We start from the raw sequence: 23,006 nt of genomic DNA on the forward strand, positions 1-23,006 counted from the left end.
GTGGCTGTGCCGGCTTGGGTTGATTACATCAGGGGTCCTGCTGCGATGGCGCGGCACGGGCGCCTGCGTTCGTTGGATTCCGGTCGAGATGACGGTGACGGCAAGCGTCTCAGCAGCTACGGGAAAGACACGCACCGACGGTCCGGGCGACGCCCTGCTGCGGCTGCGGGATGCCGCCCGCGCCATGCGCCCGGTGCTGACGCCGCTGTCGGCGCTGGTGGTCGTGGTGGATTGCGATCTGATCACGCACTTCGCGAGCCGCGGCACCGGCGGGTTCACGGCCGAAGGCATGGAAGGCAGGCACGTCACGGAGTACCTGCCGGAGCACGTGCGCGAACGGGCGCTCGGTGCGATGCATCGCTGCCTGGCGACGGGCAACGACGATGCCTACTGCGGCGAGGCGGAGACCGACGGCGAGATGCGCTACTACGACGTGCGCATCAGCGCCCTGCGCAGCGACGACGCCCTGATCGGCCTGACGCTGAACGCCACGGAGCGCACCGAACAGGTGAAGGCCGCGCGGGCCATTGCCACGCAGGCCCGCATGATCGAGTCGATGCTCGAAGGTGTGGCGGTGATCGACGAGCACGGTGTCGTGGGTCTGACCAACCCGGCGTTCGATGCCATGTTCGGTTACGGCCGCGACGAACTGCGCGGCCGCGAAATGAATTCGCTCGCCGGCTGGCCGGTGGGCCAGCGCGAACGCTGGCAGATGCTGGCGCTGGCGGGGACGGGGTCGATGGCGGTGGAGTTCGACGCGAAACGGCGCGACGGCCGGCACTTCTCGGCCGCAGGCGTGCTGTCGGGCTTCGAGATTGCCGGGCGCAATCACAGCCTGCTGGTCGTGCAGGACGTGACCGAGCGCAAGCTGCTGGAGCGCGCGATGCTGGAAGCGGCGAACCGCGAGCAGTACCGCATCGGCAACGATCTGCACGATGGTCTCGGACAGGAACTGACGGGTGTCGCGCTGATGATGCGCGGTCTCGCCGGCCGGGTCGCGACGGAATATCCACCGATCCTGCCCGAGATCGAAGGCATCACGCGGCTGGTGAACAACGCCATCGAGAGCACGCGCGCACTGGCGCGCGGACTGTCGCCGGTGAACCTGGAACGCGGTGGATTGCAGGACGCGCTGGAAGGGCTCGCGATGCACGCGAGCGAACTTTACGGCGTGCCCACCGTCTTTACTCATCGTCTGGGCGCCAACCGGACGCTGAATGCGGAGCTGGCGAACCACCTGTACCGCATCGCCCAGGAGGCGGTGCGCAATGCGGTCCGCCACGGACAGGCGCGGTCAATACGACTGCACCTGAACACGGTGCGCGCTAAGGTGAAACTGGCGATCACCGACGACGGCGTCGGCATGCCGGCAGGCGCAATGGATGCGACCGGCATGGGTCTGAAGATCATGTGTTATCGCGCGCGCATTCTCGGCGGCGATGTGAGTTTCGAAGCCGCGGAACCGCGCGGCACGCGGGTGGTCTGTGAATGCCCGCTCGAGGTCGGCAACGTCCGCGTCCGCAGGATTCCAGGCGCGCGGGTCCGGGGCTGACCACCTTTGTAATGAGTTGAGCGATTCGGTTTTCTCGGCTGCGACGCAGCATTGCCTGCTGCCGCGCTTTTGAAGGAGTGATTGCAATGAGTCTTGGGCCTACCCTGTTGAAGAGTGTCCACAAGCCGCTGACCAGCGTGCCGAAGGATCGCAAGCGTCGCGTCCTGATCGTGGACGATCATCCCATCGTGCGTCAGGGACTGCGTCGCCTGATCGAGGCGGAGTCGGATCTCGAAGTGTGCGGCGAGAGCGAAACCGCGCGCGAAGCGAAATCGCTGATCCGCGAACTCGAACCCGATGCCGTCATCGTCGACGTGTCGCTGAAGCAGGGCGACGGCCTGGAACTCGTCAAGGATGCGCGCGCGCACTACCCGGCGCTGCCGCTGCTGGTGCTGTCGATGCACGACGAGGCGATCTATGCCGAGCGCATGCTCTCGGCCGGCGCCAACGGCTACATCATGAAGCAGGCCGCTTCCGACCAGTTCCTGGTCGCGCTGCGTCGCGTGCTCGAAGGCGGCATCTACGTCTCCGAAGCCGTCGGCAACAGCATGATCGAGAAGTTCGCCTCGGGCGGCGCCTACATCTCGGCCAACCCGATCGACAGTCTCACCAATCGCGAACTGCAGGTGCTGCACATGATCGGCAAGGGCCTGTCGACCCGACAGACCGCCGAAGCCCTGAACCTGAGTGTGAAAACGGTCGAATCGCATCGCCAGCGCATCAAGCGCAAGCTGTCGCTGCGGACCTCCGCACAGCTTATGCAATATGCCGTGAACTGGTACGCAGGCAGGGAGCCCGGTCCGAAGGCATGATCCCGCGAGGATCGGCACTCACGGGATCGCGTGAACTTTCTGCCCACATTGTCTGAGCCGAATGTCATTGCAGGGATCATCGCGACTGCCCTGATCGTCGCCGTACCCGCCGCCTGGGCCGTCTGGTTCCTGCGGCGGCGGGTACAGAATCTGCGCCAGGACCTGGTCTTCACCTCCGCCGCGCAGCGGCGCGACAACGCCATCGTCGAAGCGTCCGGCGAAGGCGTGCTGGAAATCGACAGCGCCGACCGGGTCCGCTACGCCAATCCGGCCGCGGCCCGCCTGCTCGGCTACGAAAGCAGCGACGAACTGATCGGCCTCAACTTCCGCACGCTGATCAACGATTCCGAAGAACGCGCCAGCCGCGTCATCCGCCGCGGCGCCACCACCGATCTCATGACCGGCATGGGCGCGGTGCTCAAGCGCAAGGACGGCAAGCGCCGTCCGGTCGAATACCGCGTCGTTCCCATCACGCCCCATCGCGGGCCTGGCGGCATGGTGCTGGCCTTTCGCGACGTCAGCGAGCGCGTGCGGCTGGACGCCCTGCTGAGCGACATGCAGACCACCGCACTGGTCGGCGGCTGGGAATACGACCTCGTCACCGAACGCATCTTCTGGACCGACGCCGTCTACGCCATCCACGACCTGGTCGCCGGCACGCTGCTGACGCTGGAGATGTGCCAGTCGTTTTTCGCCGAACCGTACCGCGCCCAGCTGCAGACCGCGCTCGAACAGGCGCGCGTGAGCGGCGTCACTTCGACCCTGCAGCTGCCGCTGACCAGCGCCCGCGGCCGGCACATCTGGGTGCGTCTCATCATCAAGGCCGACCGGCGCGGCGGCGAGACCGTGCGCCTGCACGGCGTCATCCAGGACGTCACCGATCGCGTCATCGCCGAGCAGCAGGTGGCGGAAACCCGCGATTTCTACGAACTCACGCTCAACGCCATTCCGACGCTGGTGCTGTACGTCGACCGCAACCAGGTCGTCACCTACGTCAACAAGGCGGTCGAAGAGTTCGCCGGCCTCACGCGTGCCGACTGTGTCGGCCGCGCACTCAGCGCGTTCTATTCGCCGGAAGAGTTCGCCCTCATCGCCGGTCACGTCGACTCGGCGCTGCGCGGCGCCGCCGGCGCGCTCAAGCACAGCACCACGCGCAGCGGACGCACGCGCGACTGGCAGATCCATTTCGTTCCCGAGTTGGAACCGCGCACCGATGGCGCATCCGGCGCGGTGCGCGGCTTCTTCGTCATCGGTTACGACCTCACCGAGATCAAGCGTCTGGAAGCGCGCCTGCTGCAGGCGCAGAAGATGGAAGCGATCGGCCAGCTGACCGGCGGCATCGCGCACGACTTCAACAATCTGCTCGGTGTCGTGCTCGGCAACCTGCAGCTGCTCGAACGCGGCGTCGACGACAATCCGAATCTCGCCCGCAAGGTGCACACCGCGATGCGTGCCGCCATGCGCGGCGCCGATCTCACGCGCCGTCTGCTGGCGCTGGCACGACGCCAGATGCTCGATCCGAACGTGGTCGATCTGAATCGCCAGCTCACCGGCCTCGCCGATCTCATGCAGCGCACGCTGGGCGAATCGATCGAGGTGCGCATGGTGCAGGCGCACGATCTGTGGCACACGCGCGTCGACGCGGGCCAGTTCGAGAACGCCATCCTCAATCTCGCCATCAATGCGCGCGATGCGATGGTCGGCGGCGGACGGCTCACGGTGCGCACGCAGAACGTGCGGCTCGATGCCGACTTCACGCGCGAGCATCCGCAGGTCGAGCCGGGCGAATACGTGTCGGTGAGCGTGACGGACAACGGTGTCGGCATCGAACCGGAAGTGCTGACGCGCGTGTTCGAGCCGTTCTTCACCACCAAGGAATCGGGTCGCGGCAGCGGCCTGGGGCTTGCGATGGTGCACGGTTTCGCCGAGCAGGCCGGCGGCGTCGCCACGATCAGCAGCGAAGTCGGCAAGGGCACGACCGTGCAGCTGCTGTTGCCGCGCTGTCGCGAAGAGAATTCCGTGCGCGAGGACACCATCGTCACGCGCTTCGCGCCGAAGGGCCACGAAACCATCCTCGTCGTCGAGGACGACGCCGACCTGCGCGAAACCGTCGTCACCGCGCTGACGCAGTTCGGCTATCGCGCGCTCGCGGCGGCGAATGCGGAACGCGCGCTGCAGATCCTGAACGGCACGGACCATGTCGATCTGCTGTTCACCGACATCATGATGCCCGGCGGCACGCTGGGACCGGAGCTGGCGCGCCGCGCGCGCGAACTGCGGCCCGGCATCGAAGTCCTGTTCACGACCGGCTATGCCGACAGCGCCGTGCTGAGCGGCGGCATCTCCGCCGCGGACGTGCTGCACAAACCCTACAGAAACGAAGAACTGGCCTTGCGCGTGCGCCATGTGCTGGACCGGGAGGCGCGCGTTGCCTGAACTTGCCAACAGACTGCTCGTCATCGACGACCAGCCCGATCTGTGCGAATTCATTTCCGAAGCGGCTTCGGCGATGGGATTCGAAGCGCTCGCGGTGACCGAACCGGATGCGTTCCGGCGCGCCGTGCAGGAATTCCAGCCGTCCGTGGTCGTGCTCGACCTGCAGATGCCCGGCGCCGACGGCATCGAACTGCTGCGCTATCTCGGCGAGCGCGGCAGCAAGGCGCACGTGCTCGTGGCGAGCGGCATGGATCAACGCGTGCTCGCGACGGCGCAGCAGCTCGGTCGCGCCCAGGGCCTGGCGATGCTCGGTGCGTTGCAGAAGCCGATCATGCTCGCCGATCTCGAAGCGACGCTGCGCCGCTGCCTGCAGGCGGAAACGCCCGTCACGATTGCCGCGTTGACGGCAGCGCTCGATCAGCGCCAGATCGCCGTGCACTACCAGCCCAAGGCCACGCGCGTCGCGCCGGGTCGCTGGATCGTCGAAGGCGTCGAAGCGCTGGCGCGCTGGGAGCATCCGACGCTCGGCTTCGTCTCGCCGGCGCGCTTCATTCCGCTCGCCGAACGTCATGGCCTGATCCGTCGACTCACCGAGCAGGTGCTGGAAATATCGCTGGCGCAGAGCCGCGCCTGGTCCACGGCGGGATTGCAGTTGTCGGTGGCGGTCAACCTGTCGCCGCAACTGCTCAATGATCTGGCCTTCCCTGACCACGTGGCGCGCATGGCTGCGCAGATCGGCGCCGATTCGCGCCGCATCATTTTCGAAGTGACCGAAAGCGCCGCGATGTTCGATCCCGGCACGACCATGGACGTGCTGACGCGCATGCGCGTGAAGAACTTCGGCCTGTCCATCGACGACTTCGGTACCGGCTATTCCTCGCTGAAGCAGCTGTACCTGATGCCCTTCAGCGAACTGAAGATCGACACCTCGTTCGTGCGCGACATCTTCGCCCACGAAGACGCCCGCACCATGGTGGAAACCATGATCCTGCTGGCCCACAAACTCCGCCTCACCGCCTGCGCCGAAGGCGTCGAAACGCCGGAAGTGCTGGCATTCCTCGACTCCGTCGGCTGCGACCGCGCCCAGGGCTACTACATCGGCCGGCCGATGCCGGGCGAGGATTTGCAGGAGCGGGTGAGGGTGTGGAATGAGAGTCAAGGGAACTGAAAGAGGCTACAGGCTACAGGCGACAGGCCAGAGAACGGATTGTCACCTATACCGACCGTCCGGGGATCGGCGGCGCCAATGTGATTCTGGTCTGTCGCCTGTCGCCTGTAGCCTGTAGCCAGTAGTAGCTCTCCTTCCAACCTTCCCCCCGCCCCCCGCATCCAATCTCCCGACCACGCTGTATCCGGCAATCGGTGGAGACGACAATTTCGCTGGTGAATGCTGATCGCTCCATGATTTCCGATGCGACGCTGGTCGAGGCTGCGCGTCGCGGCGACATGCGTGCATTCGAACGCCTGTATCGCCTGCATTCGGGGCGGGTCATGGGTCTGTGCCTGCGCATGGCGCGTCGGCGCGACGTGGCCGAAGATTGCGTGCAGCAGACCTTCATCCGGGCGTGGCGCAATCTCGCGGCCTTCGAGGGGCGCAGCGCCTTCGGCACCTGGCTGCACCGCATCGCCGTGAACGAGGTGCTCACCTACGCCCGTAATCACGGGACCCGCACGGAGGCGAACGACGCCGACATCGATGTCGATGCGGCGGTGGATGTCGCCCGTGATGGCAGCGGCGACGTCGATGCCGGCGAGGTGATGGATGTGGAGCGCGCGCTGGCGGGATTGCCCGAAGGCGCGCGGAACGTGATGGTGTTGCAGGCGATCTACGGTTACAGCCATGAGGAAGTCGCGGACATGCTCGGGATCGCGGTCGGAACCTGCAAGGCGCAGCTGCATCGCGGTCGTCACCTGTTGCGCGAACGGATGGGATTGCAGGAGCTGGAGTCATGAACTCTCGTCGTGATCCTCTCGATGTCGCACTCGAGGCCTTGCCGCGCGAGGTCGCGCCGACGCGCGATCTGTGGGCGGGCATCGAGGCGGAAATCGCCGGCCCGTCGCCCGTCGTCCGTCGCCCGTCGTCCGCTTTGTGGATGCGCCTGGCCGCCGGCGTCGTGCTGGTGATCGCCTCGTCGCTGACGACCTACGTGATCACGCGCCAGATCGTGCAGGAGAACGTGCTGCAGGCCCAGCGTGCGACTGAAATGCATCAGCCGGTCGTGCCGGCGATGCCGGCGAGCTTTGCGCAGCAGGCGCTGGGTGCGGAATACCTGCAGGCGCGCGCGGCGCTGGACGCAGAGTTCCAGCGCCAGGTCGCGACGCTGCCGCCGGTGACGCGTGCGAAGCTCGAACGCAATCTGGCGGACCTGCGTCGTGCGGCGAGCGAGATCTCGGCCACGCTCGCCGAGCATCCCAGCCATCCGCTGCTGCAGGAACTGCTGCTGTCCACGTATCAAAGCGAACTGGCGCTGCTCGGCAGCGTCACCGACATGAACGTACCGGTCCTGACGTCATCCCCGAGCGAGACGCGTCTATGAAGTCGACGAGAAGAATCCTCAGCGTGATCGCCGCGCTGCTCACGCTCAGCGCAATAGCGCAGGCCGATACGGTGGAGCGCACCGTGCCGGCGGATGCCCGCGGCGAAGTGGAGATCGTGAACGTGGCCGGCGAGGTCCAGGTGCGTGGCTGGGACCGCGCGGAAGTGCAGGTGCATGCCGACCTCGGCGACGGCACCGAGCGGCTCGATGTCGGCAGCAGCAAGGGCCGCACGTCCATCAACGTCATCGTGCGCAGCGGGCGCAGCAGCTCCGGTTCCGATCTCATCGTCGAAGTGCCGCGCGACAGCACGCTCATCGTCAAGACCGTGAGCGCCGACCAGACGATCGCCGATGTGCGCGGCGCGCAGCGCCTGCAGGCCGTCAGCGGTTCCATCAGCACGCAGGCGTGGCAGGAGGAAGTCCGCATCAAGACCATCAGCGGCGAAGTCACGGTCGCCGGCCGCAAGACCCCGGGCCGCATGGCCGTGAACACGGTCAGCGGCGACGTGAATCTCGACAACCTCGCCGGCGAGCTGACGCTCGAAACCGTCACCGGCGACATGGACGTGCGCATGGCGACGCTCGCCCGCGGCCGCATCCAGACCACCAACGGCGAACTGCGTCTGCACGCCGCACTCGCCGCCGACGCCACGCTCGAAGCCGAAGCCATCAACGGCGATCTGTCGTTCCTGCTGCAGTCCCCGGTGAATGCGGAGTTCGACATCGAAACCTTCAATGGCGAAATCGACAACTGCTTCGGCCCGAAGTCGGTCCGCACCCGCGAATTCGCCCCGGGCAATGCCCTGCGATTCAAGGAAGGCAACGGCAGCGCCCGCGTGCGCGTGAAGACGCTCAATGGCGGCGTGGAGATCTGCAGGTAAGAGGAAGAGGGTTCACACGGAGAGCACGGAGAACACGGAGCCAGAGATCAAGAAAGAAGAATTTCCACGGGGGAGGAAGGGGAACACGGGGAGCACGGGGACAGAAAACTTCTTTCTCTCAAGACCCCGTGTTCCCCGTGTCCCCCGTGGAAATTCTTCTTTTTCCTTGTTCTGAACTCCGTGCTCTCCGTGATCTCCGTGTGAAACCTCTTCCTCTGTGCCTGCCCGGACAGTTACGATCGGGCAGGCAATGTCCGAGCCCACGAAAACAAACGACGCTGCAACGTCTGCGGCCGTCTGGCGCATCCTGCTCGTCGATGACGAGCCCACGCAGCGACTGATCGTGGCGCGCCTGCTGAAGCGGGCCGGGTACGAAGTCGAGACGGCCGGCAACGGCGTGGAGGCCGTCGCCAAGCTCGGCTCGGGCGATTTCCAGTTGATGATCACCGACTGGGAAATGCCGGAAATGGATGGCATCGCGCTGTGCCGCGCGCTGCGCAAGTCCGAGACTCAGAGTTATACCTACACGATCCTGCTCACGGCCCGCGATTCCATCGAGAACGTGGTGGCAGGACTGCAGGCCGGCGCCGACGACTATCTGACCAAGCCCGTGATCGAGCCCGAGCTGATCGCGCGGCTCAACACCGGCAAGCGCATCGTGACGCTGGAGCGTTCGCTGCGTGCCGCGAACGAAGAGAACCGGCGCATCTCCATCACCGATCCGCTGACCGGTGCGTACAACCGTCGCTACCTGATGGAACAGCTGCCGCGCGAGATCGATCGCTCCGCGCGCTACGGGCGCGAACTCTCCGTGGTCATGTGCGACGTCGACCACTTCAAGCGCATCAACGACACGCACGGCCATCTCGCGGGCGACGAAGTGCTGCGCTGGTTCGTCGCCAAGCTGCAGAAGCACGTGCGCTCGGCCGACTGGGTCGCGCGCTACGGCGGCGAGGAATTCGTCGTGGTGCTGCCGGAGACGAACGTCCGCAACGCCGCCTCCGCTGCGGAGAACCTGCGGCAGTACATCGCCTCGGAGCGTTGCCTGCTGCCCTCGGGCGAGACGGTCGAAGTCACTGCGAGCTTCGGCGTCAGCGGCTGGCAGGCCGTTGCCCAGCAGGGCGCCACGCTCGATGCGCTCATCGCGCGCTGCGACGCCGGCATCTATGCCAGCAAGGCGAATGGCAGGAACCGGGTGACGGTCGAGGCGATGGATTAGCGCTGCCTCTGCCTGTGGGGCCGGCTTCAGCCGGCCTCTCTAAGGAGTCAGGCTGAAGCCTGACCTACAGCCTGACCTGCAGCCTGACCTACAGGATCACCCCGCCTTCTGCACCGCCCCGTCCACCTGCGCATGCAGGAACTGCGCAGCGCGCTGGAATTCGAGATCCACGCCGAGCACGAGGTCCCTGAGCCGCGGCTGATCCAGGCCGGGACCGTTCGTCTCGAGTTCGGCCGACAGTGCACGCAGCGTCTCGGCATAGATGTTGGCGCTCGCGCCCTTGAGCTTGTGCGCGGCGCGCGCCAGCGCGGGCCGATCGAGGCTCGCGAGTGCCGCATGGATTTCCTTCAGCACCTGCTCGCCGCTCGCAATGAACGTGCTCGCCAGTTCATGCGCGAACTCCCAGTCGCCGGCCGTCAGTTCGTGCAGCCGGGCGAGTTCGACGGGCACGTTCTCGACGGAGGCCGGTGCGACGCTCGCGGGCGCGGTCTCCGCCGCGGAGCCCAGGCCGTAACGATCCAGCGTCTCGTGCAGCCGCGCGATCTCCAGCGGCTTGGTGAGGAAGTCGTTCATCCCCGCTTCGAGACAGCGTTCGAGCTGGCCTGACATCGCATTCGCGGTGAGGGCGACGATCGGCGTCGTGCGCGCCGACTGTCCGCGCTCGAGTTCGCGGATGCGGCGCGTCGCGGTGAGACCGTCCATGACCGGCATCTGCAGATCCATCAGCACGATGTCGAAGCGGCCTTCCTGCCAGGCCTTGACGCCTTCGGCGCCGTTGTCGGCCACGCGCACCTTGCAGCCCATGCGCTCCAGGAAGCGCACCGCGACCTTCTGGTTGACCGCGTTGTCCTCCACCAGCAGCACGTTGCCGTGATAGCGCCGGCCGCTTTCCGAGCCGGAGAGCGAGCCGCGTGTGACGATCGGCTGGCTCTGCAGATGCCATTCCTTCGCATCGCGCGACAGCACCTTGTCGAGACATTCGAACAGCTCGCGCGCGCGGATCGGTTTGGTGAGGTAGCCGGCGAAACCCAGCGACGCGAAGCGCTGCATGTCGCCGTGGCGGTCGAGCGACGTCAGCACGATCACGCGCGCCTGCGACAGTTCCGGATCCTTGTTGATGCGCTGGCCGAGCGCGGCGCCGTCCATGTCCTGCATGCGGTTGTCGACGATCACGACTTCGAACGGATGGCCGTCGTTGAGCGCGATGCGCATGAGCCGCAGCGCTTCCTCGCCGCTGCCGGCGAGGCTGGCTTCGTAGCCCGCGTGCAGCAGCTGGCCGCCCAGCACGCGGCGATTGGTTTCCTGATCGTCGACCACGAGGATGCGTCGGCCGAGCCGCGTGAGATCGAGCGGCACCGTCATCGTCTGCTGCGCGGCGGGCTCCATCGGCAGGACGAACCAGAACACCGAGCCCGCGCCCGGTTCGCTCTCGACGCCGACCTCGCCGCCCATCATCTCCACCAGGCGTCGCACGATCGACAGGCCGAGGCCGGTGCCGCCGAAGTGTCGCGTGGTGGAGGAGTCGGCCTGCACGAACGGCTGGAACAGCGACTTGAGTTTTTCCGGCGCGATACCGATGCCGGTGTCGCGCACTTCGAACTGCACCAGCGCCTTGCCGTCGCGCCGCCCGGCGAGACTGACTTCGATGACGATCTCGCCCGTCGGCGTGAACTTGACGGCATTGCCGACCAGGTTGATCAGGCACTGGCGCAGCCGCTGCGGATCGCCGATGAGGCGCGCCGGCACCTGCGGATGCACGTGCACGACGAGTTCCAGATTGCGCGCCGCGGCCTGGAAGGCCATGACGCCGCCGACGTCCTCGACGTTGGCGCGCAGATCCATTTCGAGCGCTTCGATGTCGAGCTTGCCGGCCTCGATCTTGGAGAAGTCGAGAATGTCGTTGATGACGATCAGCAGCGAATCGGCGCTGCCGCGGATGGTTCCGGCGTAGTCGCGCTGCGTGCGGTCGAGCGCGGTTTCCAGCAGCAGGCCGGTCATGCCGATGATGCCGTTCATCGGCGTGCGGATCTCGTGGCTGACGTTGGCCAGGAATTCGCTCTTGGCGCGGTTGGCCGCTTCGGCCGCCTGCGTGGCGCGCAGCAGTTCCTCGCGCGCTTCGCGCGCGTCGGTCACGTCCTGCAGCGAACCGGAGACGCGCAGGGCGCGACCGCCGTCATCGCGCTCCGCCGTGCCGCGGGCGCGGAACCAGCGGTACGCGCCATCGCACATGCGCAGGCGGATTTCCATGTCGTAGGGCTGGTCGTGTTCCATGTGCGCGAGCGTCGCGGCCGTGGCGGTCGCGACATCGTCGGGATGCAGCCGGTCGCGCAGGAAATTGACGTCGGTCGGCAGATCGTTTTCCGGATAGCCGAGCAGCCGCGCGAGCCGCGGCGACGACCAGGCCGTGCCATCGGCATCGGCTTCCCACAGGCCGTCCTGCGTACCGGCGATGGCGCGCTCGAAACGCGCCTGGGCCTGCCGCAGGGCATCCTCCGCCAGCTTCTGTTCGTGGATGTCCTGGATCGATCCCGACATGCTCACCGCGTTGCCCTGCGCATCGCGTTCGACGCTGCCGCGGGTGCGGATCCAGCGATATTCGCCGGCGGCCGTGCGCAAGCGATGTTCGAATACGAAGGGCGTGCCGTCGGCCGCGTGGCGCTCCAGCGCCTTGCGGCTCACGGCGACGTCGTCGGGGTGCTCGATGCGGTTCTGGAACTCTTCGAGAGTCGTGGGCAGCCCGCCATCGGGATAGCCGAGCAGCGCGTGGTAGCTGGACGACGCCCAGACGCTGCCGCTGCCGAGCACCGATTCCCAGTGGCCTTCGGAACTCGACAGCGAGGCGCGCTCCAGCCGGCGTTCGGCGTCGCGCAGCAGGCGCGCCTGCTGTTCGAGGGTCTGCGCTGCTTCCACTTCGCGCGTGACGTCCCACGACGCGCCGAGCAGGCTCGCGGGCTGGCCCTTTTCATCGAAGATGAGCTTGGCGTAGTTCTGCACGTGCACCATGCGCCCGGACGACGGCAGCGCGCGATAGCGATACGACACGCGGTCGGTGCCGGCGGCCATGCTCTCCTGGATCGCATTGACGGTGCTTTCGCGATCGTCGGGATGGATCGCTTCGAGCAATGCGCCCACCGTCATGGCGGCAGGATCGTCGGGCCGCATCGCGTGGATGGGATTCTCGACCCACATGAATTCGCGCTTGTGCAGGTCGAGCTGCCAGGAGCTGATGTTGGCGACCTGCGTGGCGATGCTCAGCCGGTCGAGCAGCGTGCGCTCGTGTTCGGCCTGTTCCTTGAGCTGCTGTGCCGCCTCGACTTCCTTGGTGACGTCCCAGGTGACGCCGAGCAGGCGCGTCACGCGGTCGGCCTCGTTGCGGATCAGGCGCGCATTCGCCTGTGCGTGGATGATGCGGCCGTCCGCCGCCACCGCGCGATAGCGGTACGAGAGACGGTCGCCGTGGCTGCGGAACGCCTGCTTCAGCGCCGCCAGGAAGACGCCGCGATCGTCCGGATGCAGCACGCGGCCGAACGCCTCGAGCGAATCGTCCTCGGGCATCGGCACGCCTTCGAGCGTGTTTTCGCGCCACAGGAAGCGCTGCTGCTCCAGGTCGATTTCCCAGGAACTGATGCCGGCGGCCTGGGTCGCGATGTTGAGCCGGTCGAGCAGCGTGCGTTCCTGTTCGGCCTGACGTTGCAGCAGATCGTTGGTCTGGACCTCGTTGGTGATGTCCGTGGTCGAACCGAGCAGGCGCATCGCCTGGCCATCGGCGTCGCGCACGATGCGCACGTGCGACTGCATGTATCGCACCAGCCCATCGGGGCGCATCAGGCGATAGCGATAGGAATAGCTCGGCAGCTTCTCCGCGATGGCGCGCCGGCCCGCGTCCCGCATCTCTTCGAGATCCTGCGGATGCATCATGCGGCTCAGCGCGTCGCCGTAGTCTTCCAGCGGCACGTCGGCCAGGCCGAAGGCCGCGATGCGGTTTTCCGCCCAGATGAATTTCTCCGTGCGCGGATCGATTTCCCACGGCGAGAAGCCGGCGGTCTCGATGGAGGCGTTGAACCGTTCGATCACCCGTTGCAGATGATCCGCATGCTCCTGCAACTGTCGCGCGCGCAGTGTTTCGTCCGTGACATCGCGCGCGACGCCGAGCAGGCGCGTCGGGCCCGCGCCGTGCGCATCGCGAAGGGCGCGCACGTGCGTTTCCATGTGACGTTCGGCACCGTCGCCGCAGGTGATGCGATAGTGCACGCAGTACACGCCGCCTTGCGGATCGCGCGCCGCCGACTCGATCGTCTCGAACACCGCGGTGCGATCCGCTTCGTGCACGCGCAGCAGCAGATCGCGCGGATGCGGCGTCGGCGGAATGCGGAACAGCGACCACAGGTGTTCGTCGGCGGACAGCGCACTGCGGTCGACATCCATCGCCCAGGTGGCGAACCCCGCGGTCTGCGACGACAGCCGGAGCCGTTCGAGCAGTTCAGCGTGTCCCTGCGGCCCCGGACGCAGGACCGGCGGGTGCGTCGTACGGCGCAGCCGGACCGGGGCGAAGCGTGCCAGCAGAAAGCCGCCGAGGGCGCCTGCGATGACCGACAGCAGGACCATCACGGCGCGATGCTCCGGCGGGCCGCTGCACAGGCGTGTCGCGCACCCCTGCTAGAATCGGCCGCGCGCACGCGTCCTCGCACGCAGGGCGCGAAAACCCACTGCGGGCACGAGGTTGAACGATGCGGATACTCAAGATCGCCGGCTATACCGTTGCGGCGCTGCTGGCGCTGATCGTCGTGGCGGTTGTCCTGGTCGTCGTGTTCGTCGATCCGAACGACTATCGCGACGACATCGCGGCGATCGTCGAACGCGAAACCGGCCGCCAGCTCACCCTCAGCGGCGATCTGAAGCTGTCGGTCTTTCCGTGGCTGGCCCTGCAAACCGGCGCGGCCTCGCTGAGCGAGGCGCCGGGCTTCGGCGACGAACCCTTCGTCTCGATCGAACGTGCGCGTCTGAGTGCGCGCCTGTGGCCGTTGCTGCGCGGCCGGCTGGAAATCGGCACCGTGGAACTGCATGGCGCGCGTATCCGCCTCATCACCGACGAGCGCGGCCGCGAGAACTGGGCCGATCTGCGCGAGCGCACCGCCTCGCAGCCCGAGACCGCCGAATCCTCGTCGACCTCGTTCCAGACGCTGGCCGGCATCGAGATCAGGGAGTCGTCCATCGCCATGGAAAACCGGCAGACACAGACGCGACGCGTCGTGCGCGACTTCAACCTGGAGTCGGGGCGCTTTCAATCCGGCGAGCCCTTCCCGCTGCAGCTCGGCTTCGTGCTGGAGGAGGGCAATGCGTTGTCCTTCAAGGTGCATGTCGAATCCACGGCAACGGCGGACCTGGGCGGCAACCGGCATCGCCTCGACGACCCGGAGATCGAAGTCACGGTGTCGGGCCAGGGTTATCCCCCCGAGGGCATTCCGGTCCAGGTCCGGGCCAGATCGGTATCTCTCGATATCGGTCAGGAGCTGTATCAACTTGACGGCCTGATGCTGAAAACGACCTGGAAGGGTGATGGATTTCCGGCCGCGGGCGTCCCCGTGCAGGTGCAGGCGTCGCAGGTCGTCGCCAATCTTGCGACGCAGGTCGCAGATCTGCCGGAACTGCAGGTCGAACTCGCCGGGGCCCGCATCACCGGCGCGCTGCATGGCGAGGAAATCCTGGACAGTCCGCGCCTGGGCGGACCGTTGCGGCTGGCGCCGGTGTCGCTGCGCGAATGGCTGCCGAAGCTGGGAGTCGCCGTGCCGACGACCACCGATCCGGCCGTGCTGGGTTCGCTCAGTTTTGCGAGCACCGTTGCCGTGAGCGGCGACACCGCCATGCTGAACGACGTCGAACTGAAGCTCGACGACACGACGGCCAAGGGGTCGCTCGGTCTCGCCAGCATCGAGAACGAGGCGCTGCGTTTCGACCTCGATGTCGATCGCATCGATGTGGATCGTTATCTGGAGCCGGCACCGGCGGAAGCGGCGGCGAAAACGAAGGAGGCGAAGGAAAAGAGTCCGCCCGCCGAGATCCCCGTCGACACCCTGCGCAATCTCAACGCGCGCGGCGAGCTGCGCATCGGCGAAGCGATCTTCGCCGGCGTGAAATTCACGAAGCTGCGGCTCGGCGTGAATGCGCGCGACGGCAAGGTGCGCCTGAATCCTTCCGGGGCCTCGATGTACGGCGGCACGTATCGCGGCGACATCGGCATCGACGCGGCCGGCGACGTGGCGCGCATCAGCCTCGACGAACAGGTGAACGGCATCCAGTTCGCGCCGCTGTTCAAGGATCTGTTCGACAGCCAGCGTTTCTCCGGTCGCGGCACCGCCACGATCAAGGCGACAGGCAGCGGTCGCAATACGGACGACCTGCTGCGCACGCTCGACGGCAACGTGTCGTTCAACGTCGCCGACGGCGCGCTCGAAGGCACGGATCTGTGGTACGAGATCCGCCGCGCCCGCGCCGTACTCAGGCAGCAGGCGGTACCGGAACGCGCCGGCCCGGCCCGCACGACGTTCGATACGCTGCAGGGCAGCGGCGTCCTGAAGAACGGCGTGCTGACGAACGACGATCTCGCCATCGCCTCGCAGTACCTGCGCATCGGCGGCAAGGGCACCATCGATGTGCCGAAGAGCACGCTCGACTACAAGCTCATCGCCACGGTGCTGAAGATTCCGCGCGAAGGTGCCGATCCCGCGCAGTTGCAGGACCTGGTCGATGCGGAAATTCCCATCACGGTGACCGGCACTTTCGACGATCCGAAGGTCCGTCCGGATCTCGAAGGCTATGCGAAAGGTCGCGTGAAGGAAGAACTGAAGAAGCAGGAAGACAAACTCAAGGAAAAACTCGGCGACAAGTTGAAGGATCTCTTCAACCGATAGCTGCCGGAGTTACGCGTGACGCAGCGAAGCGCATCTTCTCTTTTCCCTCCCCCGTGTCGACGGGGGAGGGCAGGGTGGGGGCTCTTCTTCACGCTGTGCTGCAGCGCTGCGACATGCCACGCCTTCGACATCGAATCCTCCCGCGCCAGCTACAGCGACAAACGCTATGAATACGAAATGGTGGCCGTCCTCGATGCGCCCATCGATCGCGTCGAGCGCATCCTGCGCGACTACGAAGGCTATCGTCAGCTCGATTCGCGCATTCTCGAGGCCCGCGTGACCGAACGTCCGGCGGACTACGTGGCGATGCTCGAAACCGTGCTGCACGTCTGCTTCGGTCCGTTCTGTCGCGACGTGAAGCGGCTCGAACGCGTCGAAGAACTGCCGCTCGGACTCGAAGCGAAGGCCGATCCGGCGCACAGCGACGTGAAGTTCGGCGAGACCAAGGTGTACCTGTCGGTGGTGGACGAGCGCACGCGAGTCAGTTACCGCACCACCATCGTGCCGGATTTCTGGGTGCCGCCGTTTCCGGGACGGCGCTGGATGCTGCGGACGCTCGAAGAGAGCACGAAGAACATTTTCCGCGGCGTCGAACAGCGCGCGCAGGCAACGACACCCCAATGAGCGCCGCCATCCGCGAACTCGCGCCGGCCTTGCTCGACTGGTTCGACCGCGCCGGCCGCAAGCATCTGCCGTGGCAGCAGGACCGCACGCCGTATCGCGTGTGGGTTTCGGAAGTGATGCTGCAGCAGACGCAGGTCGCCACCGTCATCCCCTACTACCAGCGCTTCATGGCGCGCTTTCCCGACGTGCACGCGCTCGCTGCAGCGCCGACGGACGAAGTGCTGCATCTGTGGACCGGCCTCGGCTACTACGCCCGCGCACGCAACCTGCAGAAGGCGGCGCAGGCCGTCGCGGCGAATCACGCCGGCGTGTTCCCGGAATCGATCGACGCCGTGCAGGCGCTGCCGGGCATCGGCCGCTCGACCGCCGGCGCCATCCTGGCGCTGTCGCGCGACCAGCGGCATCCGATCCTCGACGGCAACGTGAAGCGCGTACTCGCGCGCTACTTCGGCATCGACGGCTTTCCGGGCGAGACGGGCGTCGAGCGTGAACTGTGGCGGCTCGCCGATCTGTGCACGCCCGCGCAGCGCGTCGCGGATTACACGCAGGCGATCATGGATCTCGGCGCCACGGTCTGCGTGCGCTCGCGGCCGCTGTGTACTGTGTGTCCGTTGAGCGAGCACTGCATCGCGCGCATCGAACATCGGCAGACGAGCCTGCCGACACCGAAGCCGAAGAAGGCCCGTCCGCAACGCAGCGCCTTCGCGGTGATCGCCATGAACGATGCCGGTGCCGTGCTGCTGGAACGTCGTCCGCCGACGGGCCTCTGGGGCGGTCTGTGGACTTTTCCGCAGTTCGAGGATCGTGACGCTGCGATGAGCTGGATGAGCACTGCCGGTCACCCGGCCAGCCGCCAGTTGCCTGACTATCGTCACTCCTTCACCCACTACGACCTGACGCTGCAGCCGTTGCTGATCCGCGTCGCCGGCACACCGGCTGCGATTGCAGAGGCCGACACCCGTTTGTGGTACGACCCGCGCCAACCGGCGCGCATCGGCCTTGCCAAGCCCGCGGTCGAACTGATTGCGATGCTGTCGTCGGACTAGATCCGTCGCTGTGGGTCAGGCTTCAGCCTGACTCCGCAGTCCCCCTCCCTGACCCTCCCCCGCTTCGCGGAGGAGGGGACGAGACCAGTAACAACGGCCATGACCAAGAACGAAATCCTCCGCTTCCAGCCGCCCGTCGCCGAACTGCTCGGCCGCGAAGTCATCGACGTCGACACCGAGAACGGCGCTGCCACCCTGCACTTCCTCGCCCGACCCGATTTCGCCAACCGTCACGGCACCGTGCAGGGCGGCCTCATCGCCGCCATGCTCGACTCCGCGACGGCGCTGGCGCTCTACGCCGTGCTGCCCGTCGAACAGACCGCCGTGACGACGAACCTCAACGTCTCCTTCCTCAAGCCTGCCTGCATCGGTCCGTTCGTCGCAGTCAGCAAACTGCTCTCGCGCGATCATCGCTACGGCGAAACCTCCGCCGAACTGCGCGACCCCGACGGCGTCGTCGTGGCCACGGCGGTGGCGAAGCTGCGGATCGTCAGGCGCAGAATGACGACAGACGAATAGCCGCAAGGCGCAAAGACCACAGGGCCAGAATGAAATGTACCGGGGCGGATCTGTCTTGCGATCCTTGTGCTTTTTTTGCGGCCATTCCTCCTGTCGCCCTGGACGGCTAGACTCTTCTGCATGGCCAGAACAGTGAAATGCGTATTACTCGGCACCGACGCCGAGGGACTCGACAAGCCGCCGTATCCGGGCGAACTCGGACAGCGGATCTACGAGAACGTGTCGAAGGAGGCGTGGCAGCGCTGGGTGCGGCATCAGACGATGCTGCTCAACGAATACCGGCTGTCGCCGATCGAGCCGAAGGCGCGCAAGTTCCTGGTGGCGGAGATGGAGAAGTTCTTCTTCGGCGGCGGCTCGGACGCGCCGCAGGAGTTTGTGCCGGAAGAGAAGTGAGCCTCTGACTTCTTCCTGTAGGTCAGGCTTCAGCCTGACTCCGAAGAAGCCGGCTGAAGCCGGCCCCACAGGAAGAGAAGAGCAGCGACAGGCGTCAGCCCGACGCCGCCTGATTCATCCCTTCGTTCATCAGCCCGCGCAGCACTTCCGACGTGCGCTCGAATTCCTGCGCGATGCGTTCCACATCCTGGCTCCACGCGCCGCCGGAGCCGGTCTTCGCGCGGGTTTCCAGATTGCGCGCGAGTTCGGCCAGTTCTTCGACGTGCAGATTGGCGCTGGCACCCTTCAGCTTGTGCGCGGCGCAAGCCAGCGCCTGCAGCTCGCCCGTGCGGGCCGCGCTGCGCAGCTCCTGCAAGGTTTCTTCGGCGCCGAGCAGGAACGTCGTGATCAGGTCGGTGGCGAATTCCGTGTCGCCATCGGCAACTTCCATGATCCGTTGGCGCACCGACGTTCTCGTCGAGGCAGCAACCGGCGTCGTCAGCAGCTGCTCTGCATCCGGTTGCGATGTCAGGAAGCGATCCAGCGCATCCTGCAGGCGATTGATGTCGAGCGGCTTGGTGAGATAGTCGTCCATGCCGGCGGCGAGACAGCGTTCGAGCTGGCCCATCATCACATTCGCCGTGAGCGCGATGATCGGCACGCGCGGGCCGTCGCCTTCCTTTTCGCGGATCAGTCTCGTGGCTTCCAGTCCGTCCATCACGGGCATCTGCATGTCCATGAGAATGAGCGACCAGCGCTCGCTGTCGCAGGCCTCGACGGCGCGCAGACCGTTGTCCACCACGACGACCTCGCAGCCGAGGCGTTCGAGGAAGCGACGCGCCACGCGCTGATTGATCGCATTGTCTTCGACCAGCAGCACGCGACCCGAATAGCAGCGTTTCATTTCGCCGGCGATGAGCGTATTGCGCGTGATGATGGGCTGGCTGCGCAGGTGCCAGTCCTGGGCATCGTGCGCGAGCGCCTTGTTCAGCGCTTCGACCAGCTCGCGCGTGCGCACGGGCTTGGTGAGATAGGCGGCGAAGCCGATGTTGGCGAAGCGCTGGATGTCGCCGGAGCGATCCAGCGACGTGAGCAGGATCAGACGCGCCGGCGGAATCGAACGGTCCTGCACGATGCGTTCACCCAGCATCGCGCCGTCCATGTCCGGCATCTGGTAGTCGAGCACGATCACATCGAACGGTGCGCTGCCCGCGCTGTGCAGCAGCGTCAATGCGTCTTCGGCGGAGGCAGCGACGTCGACTTCATAGCCGGCGTGCATCATCTGCGTCGCCAGCACGCGGCGATTGGTGGCGTTGTCGTCGACCAGCAGCACGCGCCGTCCGCTCAGCTGCTGCGACTCGCGCGGTTCTTCGCTCTCCAGCGCCGGTTCCATCGGCAGCGTGAACCAGAAGGCCGAGCCCTTGCCGACTTCGCTCTGCGCGCCGACCTGGCCGCCCATGAGTTCGACCAGCTTGTGGACGATGGAGAGCCCGAGTCCCGTGCCGCCGAAGCGGCGTGTCGTCGAGGAGTCGGCCTGCGTGAACGGCTGGAACAGTTTCGCCAGCGATTCCGGCGGAATGCCGATGCCGGTGTCGCGCACTTCGAAATGCACCAGCGCACGGCCGTTCTGGCGGCCGAGCGAACACACTTCGACCACGACTTCACCGCTCTGGGTGAACTTGATGGCGTTGCCGACGAGATTGAGCAGGCACTGTCGCAGACGCTGCGGATCGCCGACCACGTGCTGCGGCACTTCGGGCCGCACGTTGACGACGAGTTCGAGGCCCTTGGCCGCGGCCTGGAACGCCATGATCGAGCCGACCTCGTCGACGTTGGCCATGAGGTCGGTGTCGATGCGTTCGATGTCGAGCTTGCCGGCTTCGATCTTCGAGAAATCCAGGATGTCGTTGAGGATGGTCAGCAGCGAATCGGCGCTGGCGCGGATCGTCTCGGCATATTCGCGCTGTACGCGGTCGAGGCCGGTGTCGAGCAGCAGCCCCGTCATGCCGATCACGCCGTTCATCGGCGTGCGGATCTCGTGACTCATCGTGGCGAGGAACGTGCTCTTGGCGCGACTGGCGGCCTCGGCTTCTTCGCTGGCGCGCACCAGCGCCTCGCGCGCGGCGCGCGACTCGGTGATGTCGTGCATCGATCCGGACAGCAGCGTCGGCCGGCCTGATTCGTCGCGCTGTGCGGTGGCGCGGCTGCGCAACCACATCCAGTGGCCGTTCTTGCAGCGCAGGCGGTATTCGATGTCGAACGGCTCGTTGCGACGGAAATGATTCTCCGTCGTCTGCTGCAGGCGCGGCAGATCCTCCGGATGCACCATCCGGTACAGCGAGGTGATGCTGGCTTCCTGTTCGCCGGGCACGTAACCCGTCATCGCGAAGAAGCGCGGCGAGACCCAGGCATGTCCCGAACGGGTGTCGATCTCGAACAGCACGTCCTGCGTTCCCGACACCGCACGCGAGAAGCGTTCCTGCACCTCGCGCAACTGCTGCGCCTGGCGTTCGATCTCGTGCAGCGCTTCCGCCTCGCGCGTCACTTCCCAGTCGACACCCAGCAGGCCGATCACCTTGCCGTTGCGATGACGCAGGACGCGTGCATGCATCTGCAGGTGCTGCACGCTGCCGTCGGCGGTGACGACCCGATAGCGGTGCTGGAGGCGATCGTCGCCGCCCGGCGGCGACTTGAGCATCTGCGTGAATGCGCGGGTGTAGGCCTCGAGATCGTCGCGATGCACGAAGTTCTTCGCATAGTCGGCGCCCATGAGGCGCGTGACACCGCCGAGCCGGCGCACGAACGGGCTGTCTTCGGCAACCATGACGACGTCGGTGCGTACGTCCCAGTGCCACATCGAGATGCCGGCCGCCTGGTTCGCCATCGCCAGCCGGTCGGCAGCGATGCGACGATCGTTCTCCGCCGTTTCGGCGCGTTGCAGGGCGGCGCGCAGTTCTTCGGTCTCCACGCGCGAGCGCGCCGCTTCGGCGAGCGCCAGCGCCTCGGCGCGCGACTTGCGCATGTGGGCGCTGCCATAGAGGCTCGTCACCAGGATCGCAAACAGCGTCACCGAGTGATGTTCGAGATAGATCCACCAGTGCGCATCGTAGGTGGAGACGATCGGTGCGATCAGCAGCAGGATCGCGCTGATGCCCGCGACCGCCATGATGTGCCAGGTGCGGTTCGACGACAGGCACAGCGTGACGGCGAGCAGATAGCCCATGCCGACCACCGGGTCCATCGTGTTGGTGAGATCGAACGCGAATACCAGCGCGCACAGCGCCAGCATCCAGCCCAGCAGGTTGTGCCGGCGCGTTGCGTCGTTCGCGAGGCCATCCTGGATCACCTTGCGGCGCTCGTCTTCGGGCAGCCGGATCAGCCCGCGCAGGTACACGCGCAGACAGAACATGCCGAAGATCAGCAACGCCACCAGGATGAGACCGGCGGCGCTCACCGAAAGATAGGACTGACCGAACAGCCGGCCGATGGCGGCGCGTTCGCGTTCCAGCGGCAGATCCAGCACCAGTGCGCCGCCGTTGCGGTCGCTGGTCGCGTAGTACAGGTGCGGCTGGCTGGCGACGTCGACGAAGTGGATCTGCGGATGCTGCGGGTTCGCGCGCAGCTTCCCGAGGACGGTGGCGAAATCGCCTTCCGCCATCCCGCCATCGGTCAGCGCCCCTGGAAAATGCCGCGAGGCAAAGGAGCGCTCGCTGTGCGTCAGCGACGCAGCGTTCTGCGGATCGACCAGCAGCGCTTCGGAAATCGCGAACGCCTTGGCGATGGCGACGTCGGCGCCGATGCGCTGCGCAACGACCTTCTTCTGCAGCAGCAGCGGCGTAGCGGCGATGGAGAGGAACAGCACCAGCACCAGGATCGCCACGATGGACGCCTGGCCGGCCAATACTTCGAGAACCCCTCTCGATTTCATCAAACGCTCCGCGGGCCGCTCATTCTCCCTAAGAACGGCCCAAGCCCTGAAAACTGGATCGGCGATCCCCCTCTGTCGTCGGTGTTGTGAGCGGGAGTTGCCTTTTTCCACGTCCGCGTGGACGCGCTGTCATCGTTCCGATGGAGCTTATGTAAGGGAGCCCGGGCGGGCG

At 66.3% G+C, this 23,006-nt stretch carries 15 protein-coding genes; 13 read left to right on the forward strand and 2 right to left on the reverse strand.

What is annotated here, in order from left to right:
- The first annotated feature begins 94 nt into the window (after positions 1 to 94).
- The 8 genes from V7D81_RS05560 to V7D81_RS05595 all read left to right on the forward strand — a co-directional run bounded on the left by V7D81_RS05560 (position 95) and on the right by V7D81_RS05595 (position 9,437).
- Positions 95 to 1,552 (forward strand): PAS domain-containing sensor histidine kinase, encoded by a 1,458-nt coding sequence (locus tag V7D81_RS05560; RefSeq protein WP_324315120.1) that lies wholly within the window; start codon positions 95 to 97, stop codon positions 1,550 to 1,552.
- 86 nt (positions 1,553 to 1,638) lie between these two features.
- On the forward strand, positions 1,639 to 2,364 hold the full coding sequence (locus V7D81_RS05565) for a response regulator transcription factor (protein ID WP_324315122.1): 726 nt from the start codon (positions 1,639 to 1,641) through the stop codon (positions 2,362 to 2,364).
- A gap of 48 nt (positions 2,365 to 2,412) precedes the next feature.
- Positions 2,413 to 4,800, forward strand: coding sequence for a PAS domain S-box protein (locus tag V7D81_RS05570; protein WP_324315124.1), 2,388 nt, complete (start codon positions 2,413 to 2,415; stop codon positions 4,798 to 4,800).
- A complete protein-coding gene (locus V7D81_RS05575) occupies positions 4,793 to 5,968 on the forward strand; it encodes an EAL domain-containing response regulator (protein ID WP_324315125.1) in 1,176 nt (391 codons plus the stop codon). The genes V7D81_RS05570 and V7D81_RS05575 overlap by 8 nt, the downstream gene beginning before the upstream one ends.
- Positions 5,969 to 6,162: 194 nt before the next feature.
- The gene (locus tag V7D81_RS05580; RefSeq protein WP_324315127.1) at positions 6,163 to 6,753 is read left to right on the forward strand and encodes an RNA polymerase sigma factor; all 591 of its coding nucleotides are present in this window, start codon (positions 6,163 to 6,165) and stop codon (positions 6,751 to 6,753) included.
- Positions 6,750 to 7,337 carry a hypothetical protein gene (locus V7D81_RS05585; RefSeq protein ID WP_324315128.1) on the forward strand — a complete coding sequence of 196 codons (588 nt, stop codon included), beginning with the start codon at positions 6,750 to 6,752 and terminating at the stop codon, positions 7,335 to 7,337. Before V7D81_RS05580 ends, V7D81_RS05585 begins: the two co-directional genes overlap by 4 nt.
- Positions 7,334 to 8,218 (forward strand): DUF4097 family beta strand repeat-containing protein, encoded by an 885-nt coding sequence (locus V7D81_RS05590; RefSeq protein ID WP_324315129.1) that lies wholly within the window; start codon positions 7,334 to 7,336, stop codon positions 8,216 to 8,218. The genes V7D81_RS05585 and V7D81_RS05590 overlap by 4 nt, the downstream gene beginning before the upstream one ends.
- 250 nt (positions 8,219 to 8,468) lie before the next feature.
- Positions 8,469 to 9,437 carry a diguanylate cyclase gene (locus tag V7D81_RS05595; RefSeq protein WP_324315131.1) on the forward strand — a complete coding sequence of 323 codons (969 nt, stop codon included), beginning with the start codon at positions 8,469 to 8,471 and terminating at the stop codon, positions 9,435 to 9,437.
- 96 nt (positions 9,438 to 9,533) lie between these two features.
- Here the strand turns inward: V7D81_RS05595 and V7D81_RS05600 are convergent, their stop codons facing one another.
- Positions 9,534 to 14,042 carry a PAS domain-containing hybrid sensor histidine kinase/response regulator gene (locus V7D81_RS05600; RefSeq protein ID WP_324315133.1) on the reverse strand — a complete coding sequence of 1,503 codons (4,509 nt, stop codon included), beginning with the start codon at positions 14,040 to 14,042 and terminating at the stop codon, positions 9,534 to 9,536.
- Positions 14,043 to 14,164: 122 nt separating this feature from the next.
- Here V7D81_RS05600 and V7D81_RS05605 point away from each other — a divergent pair, with 122 nt between their 5' ends.
- The 5 genes from V7D81_RS05605 (at position 14,165) to V7D81_RS05625 (ending at position 18,927) form a co-directional block, all read left to right on the forward strand.
- Positions 14,165 to 16,345, forward strand: coding sequence for an AsmA family protein (locus V7D81_RS05605; RefSeq protein ID WP_324315134.1), 2,181 nt, complete (start codon positions 14,165 to 14,167; stop codon positions 16,343 to 16,345).
- Positions 16,346 to 16,522: 177 nt separating this feature from the next.
- Positions 16,523 to 16,969: a hypothetical protein gene (locus V7D81_RS05610; protein ID WP_324315135.1), complete on the forward strand. Its 447-nt coding sequence runs from the start codon at positions 16,523 to 16,525 to the stop codon at positions 16,967 to 16,969.
- A complete protein-coding gene (mutY, locus tag V7D81_RS05615; RefSeq protein WP_324315137.1) occupies positions 16,966 to 18,015 on the forward strand; it encodes an A/G-specific adenine glycosylase in 1,050 nt (349 codons plus the stop codon). Before V7D81_RS05610 ends, mutY begins: the two co-directional genes overlap by 4 nt.
- Before the next feature lie 99 nt (positions 18,016 to 18,114).
- Positions 18,115 to 18,534 carry a PaaI family thioesterase gene (locus V7D81_RS05620; RefSeq protein WP_324315138.1) on the forward strand — a complete coding sequence of 140 codons (420 nt, stop codon included), beginning with the start codon at positions 18,115 to 18,117 and terminating at the stop codon, positions 18,532 to 18,534.
- Positions 18,535 to 18,654: 120 nt separating this feature from the next.
- On the forward strand, positions 18,655 to 18,927 hold the full coding sequence (locus V7D81_RS05625) for an oxidative damage protection protein (protein ID WP_324315140.1): 273 nt from the start codon (positions 18,655 to 18,657) through the stop codon (positions 18,925 to 18,927).
- Positions 18,928 to 19,021: 94 nt separating this feature from the next.
- On the opposite strand, the gene V7D81_RS05630 is transcribed toward V7D81_RS05625, so the two are convergent.
- Positions 19,022 to 22,834, reverse strand: a complete 3,813-nt coding sequence (locus tag V7D81_RS05630) for a hybrid sensor histidine kinase/response regulator (RefSeq protein WP_324315142.1) — start codon at positions 22,832 to 22,834, stop codon at positions 19,022 to 19,024.
- Positions 22,835 to 23,006 lie beyond the last annotated feature (172 nt).

The organism is Povalibacter sp. (genome assembly GCF_036735925.1).
Taxonomy (GTDB): Bacteria; Pseudomonadota; Gammaproteobacteria; order Steroidobacterales; family Steroidobacteraceae; genus Steroidobacter.

Excerpts from the sequence above, each read along its gene's own strand:
- V7D81_RS05565 (WP_324315122.1), top strand. The coding sequence starts at position 1,639 with ATGAGTCTTGGGCCTACCCTGTTGAAGAGTGTCCACAAGCCGCTGACC.
- V7D81_RS05585 (WP_324315128.1), top strand. The coding sequence starts at position 6,750 with ATGAACTCTCGTCGTGATCCTCTCGATGTCGCACTCGAGGCCTTGCCG.
- V7D81_RS05590 (WP_324315129.1), top strand. The coding sequence starts at position 7,334 with ATGAAGTCGACGAGAAGAATCCTCAGCGTGATCGCCGCGCTGCTCACG.
- V7D81_RS05595 (WP_324315131.1), top strand. The coding sequence starts at position 8,469 with ATGTCCGAGCCCACGAAAACAAACGACGCTGCAACGTCTGCGGCCGTC.
- V7D81_RS05600 (WP_324315133.1), bottom strand. The coding sequence starts at position 14,042 with ATGGTCCTGCTGTCGGTCATCGCAGGCGCCCTCGGCGGCTTTCTGCTG.
- V7D81_RS05605 (WP_324315134.1), top strand. The coding sequence starts at position 14,165 with ATGCGGATACTCAAGATCGCCGGCTATACCGTTGCGGCGCTGCTGGCG.
- V7D81_RS05610 (WP_324315135.1), top strand. The coding sequence starts at position 16,523 with ATGGTGGCCGTCCTCGATGCGCCCATCGATCGCGTCGAGCGCATCCTG.
- mutY (WP_324315137.1), top strand. The coding sequence starts at position 16,966 with ATGAGCGCCGCCATCCGCGAACTCGCGCCGGCCTTGCTCGACTGGTTC.
- V7D81_RS05620 (WP_324315138.1), top strand. The coding sequence starts at position 18,115 with ATGACCAAGAACGAAATCCTCCGCTTCCAGCCGCCCGTCGCCGAACTG.
- V7D81_RS05625 (WP_324315140.1), top strand. The coding sequence starts at position 18,655 with ATGGCCAGAACAGTGAAATGCGTATTACTCGGCACCGACGCCGAGGGA.
- V7D81_RS05630 (WP_324315142.1), bottom strand. The coding sequence starts at position 22,834 with ATGAAATCGAGAGGGGTTCTCGAAGTATTGGCCGGCCAGGCGTCCATC.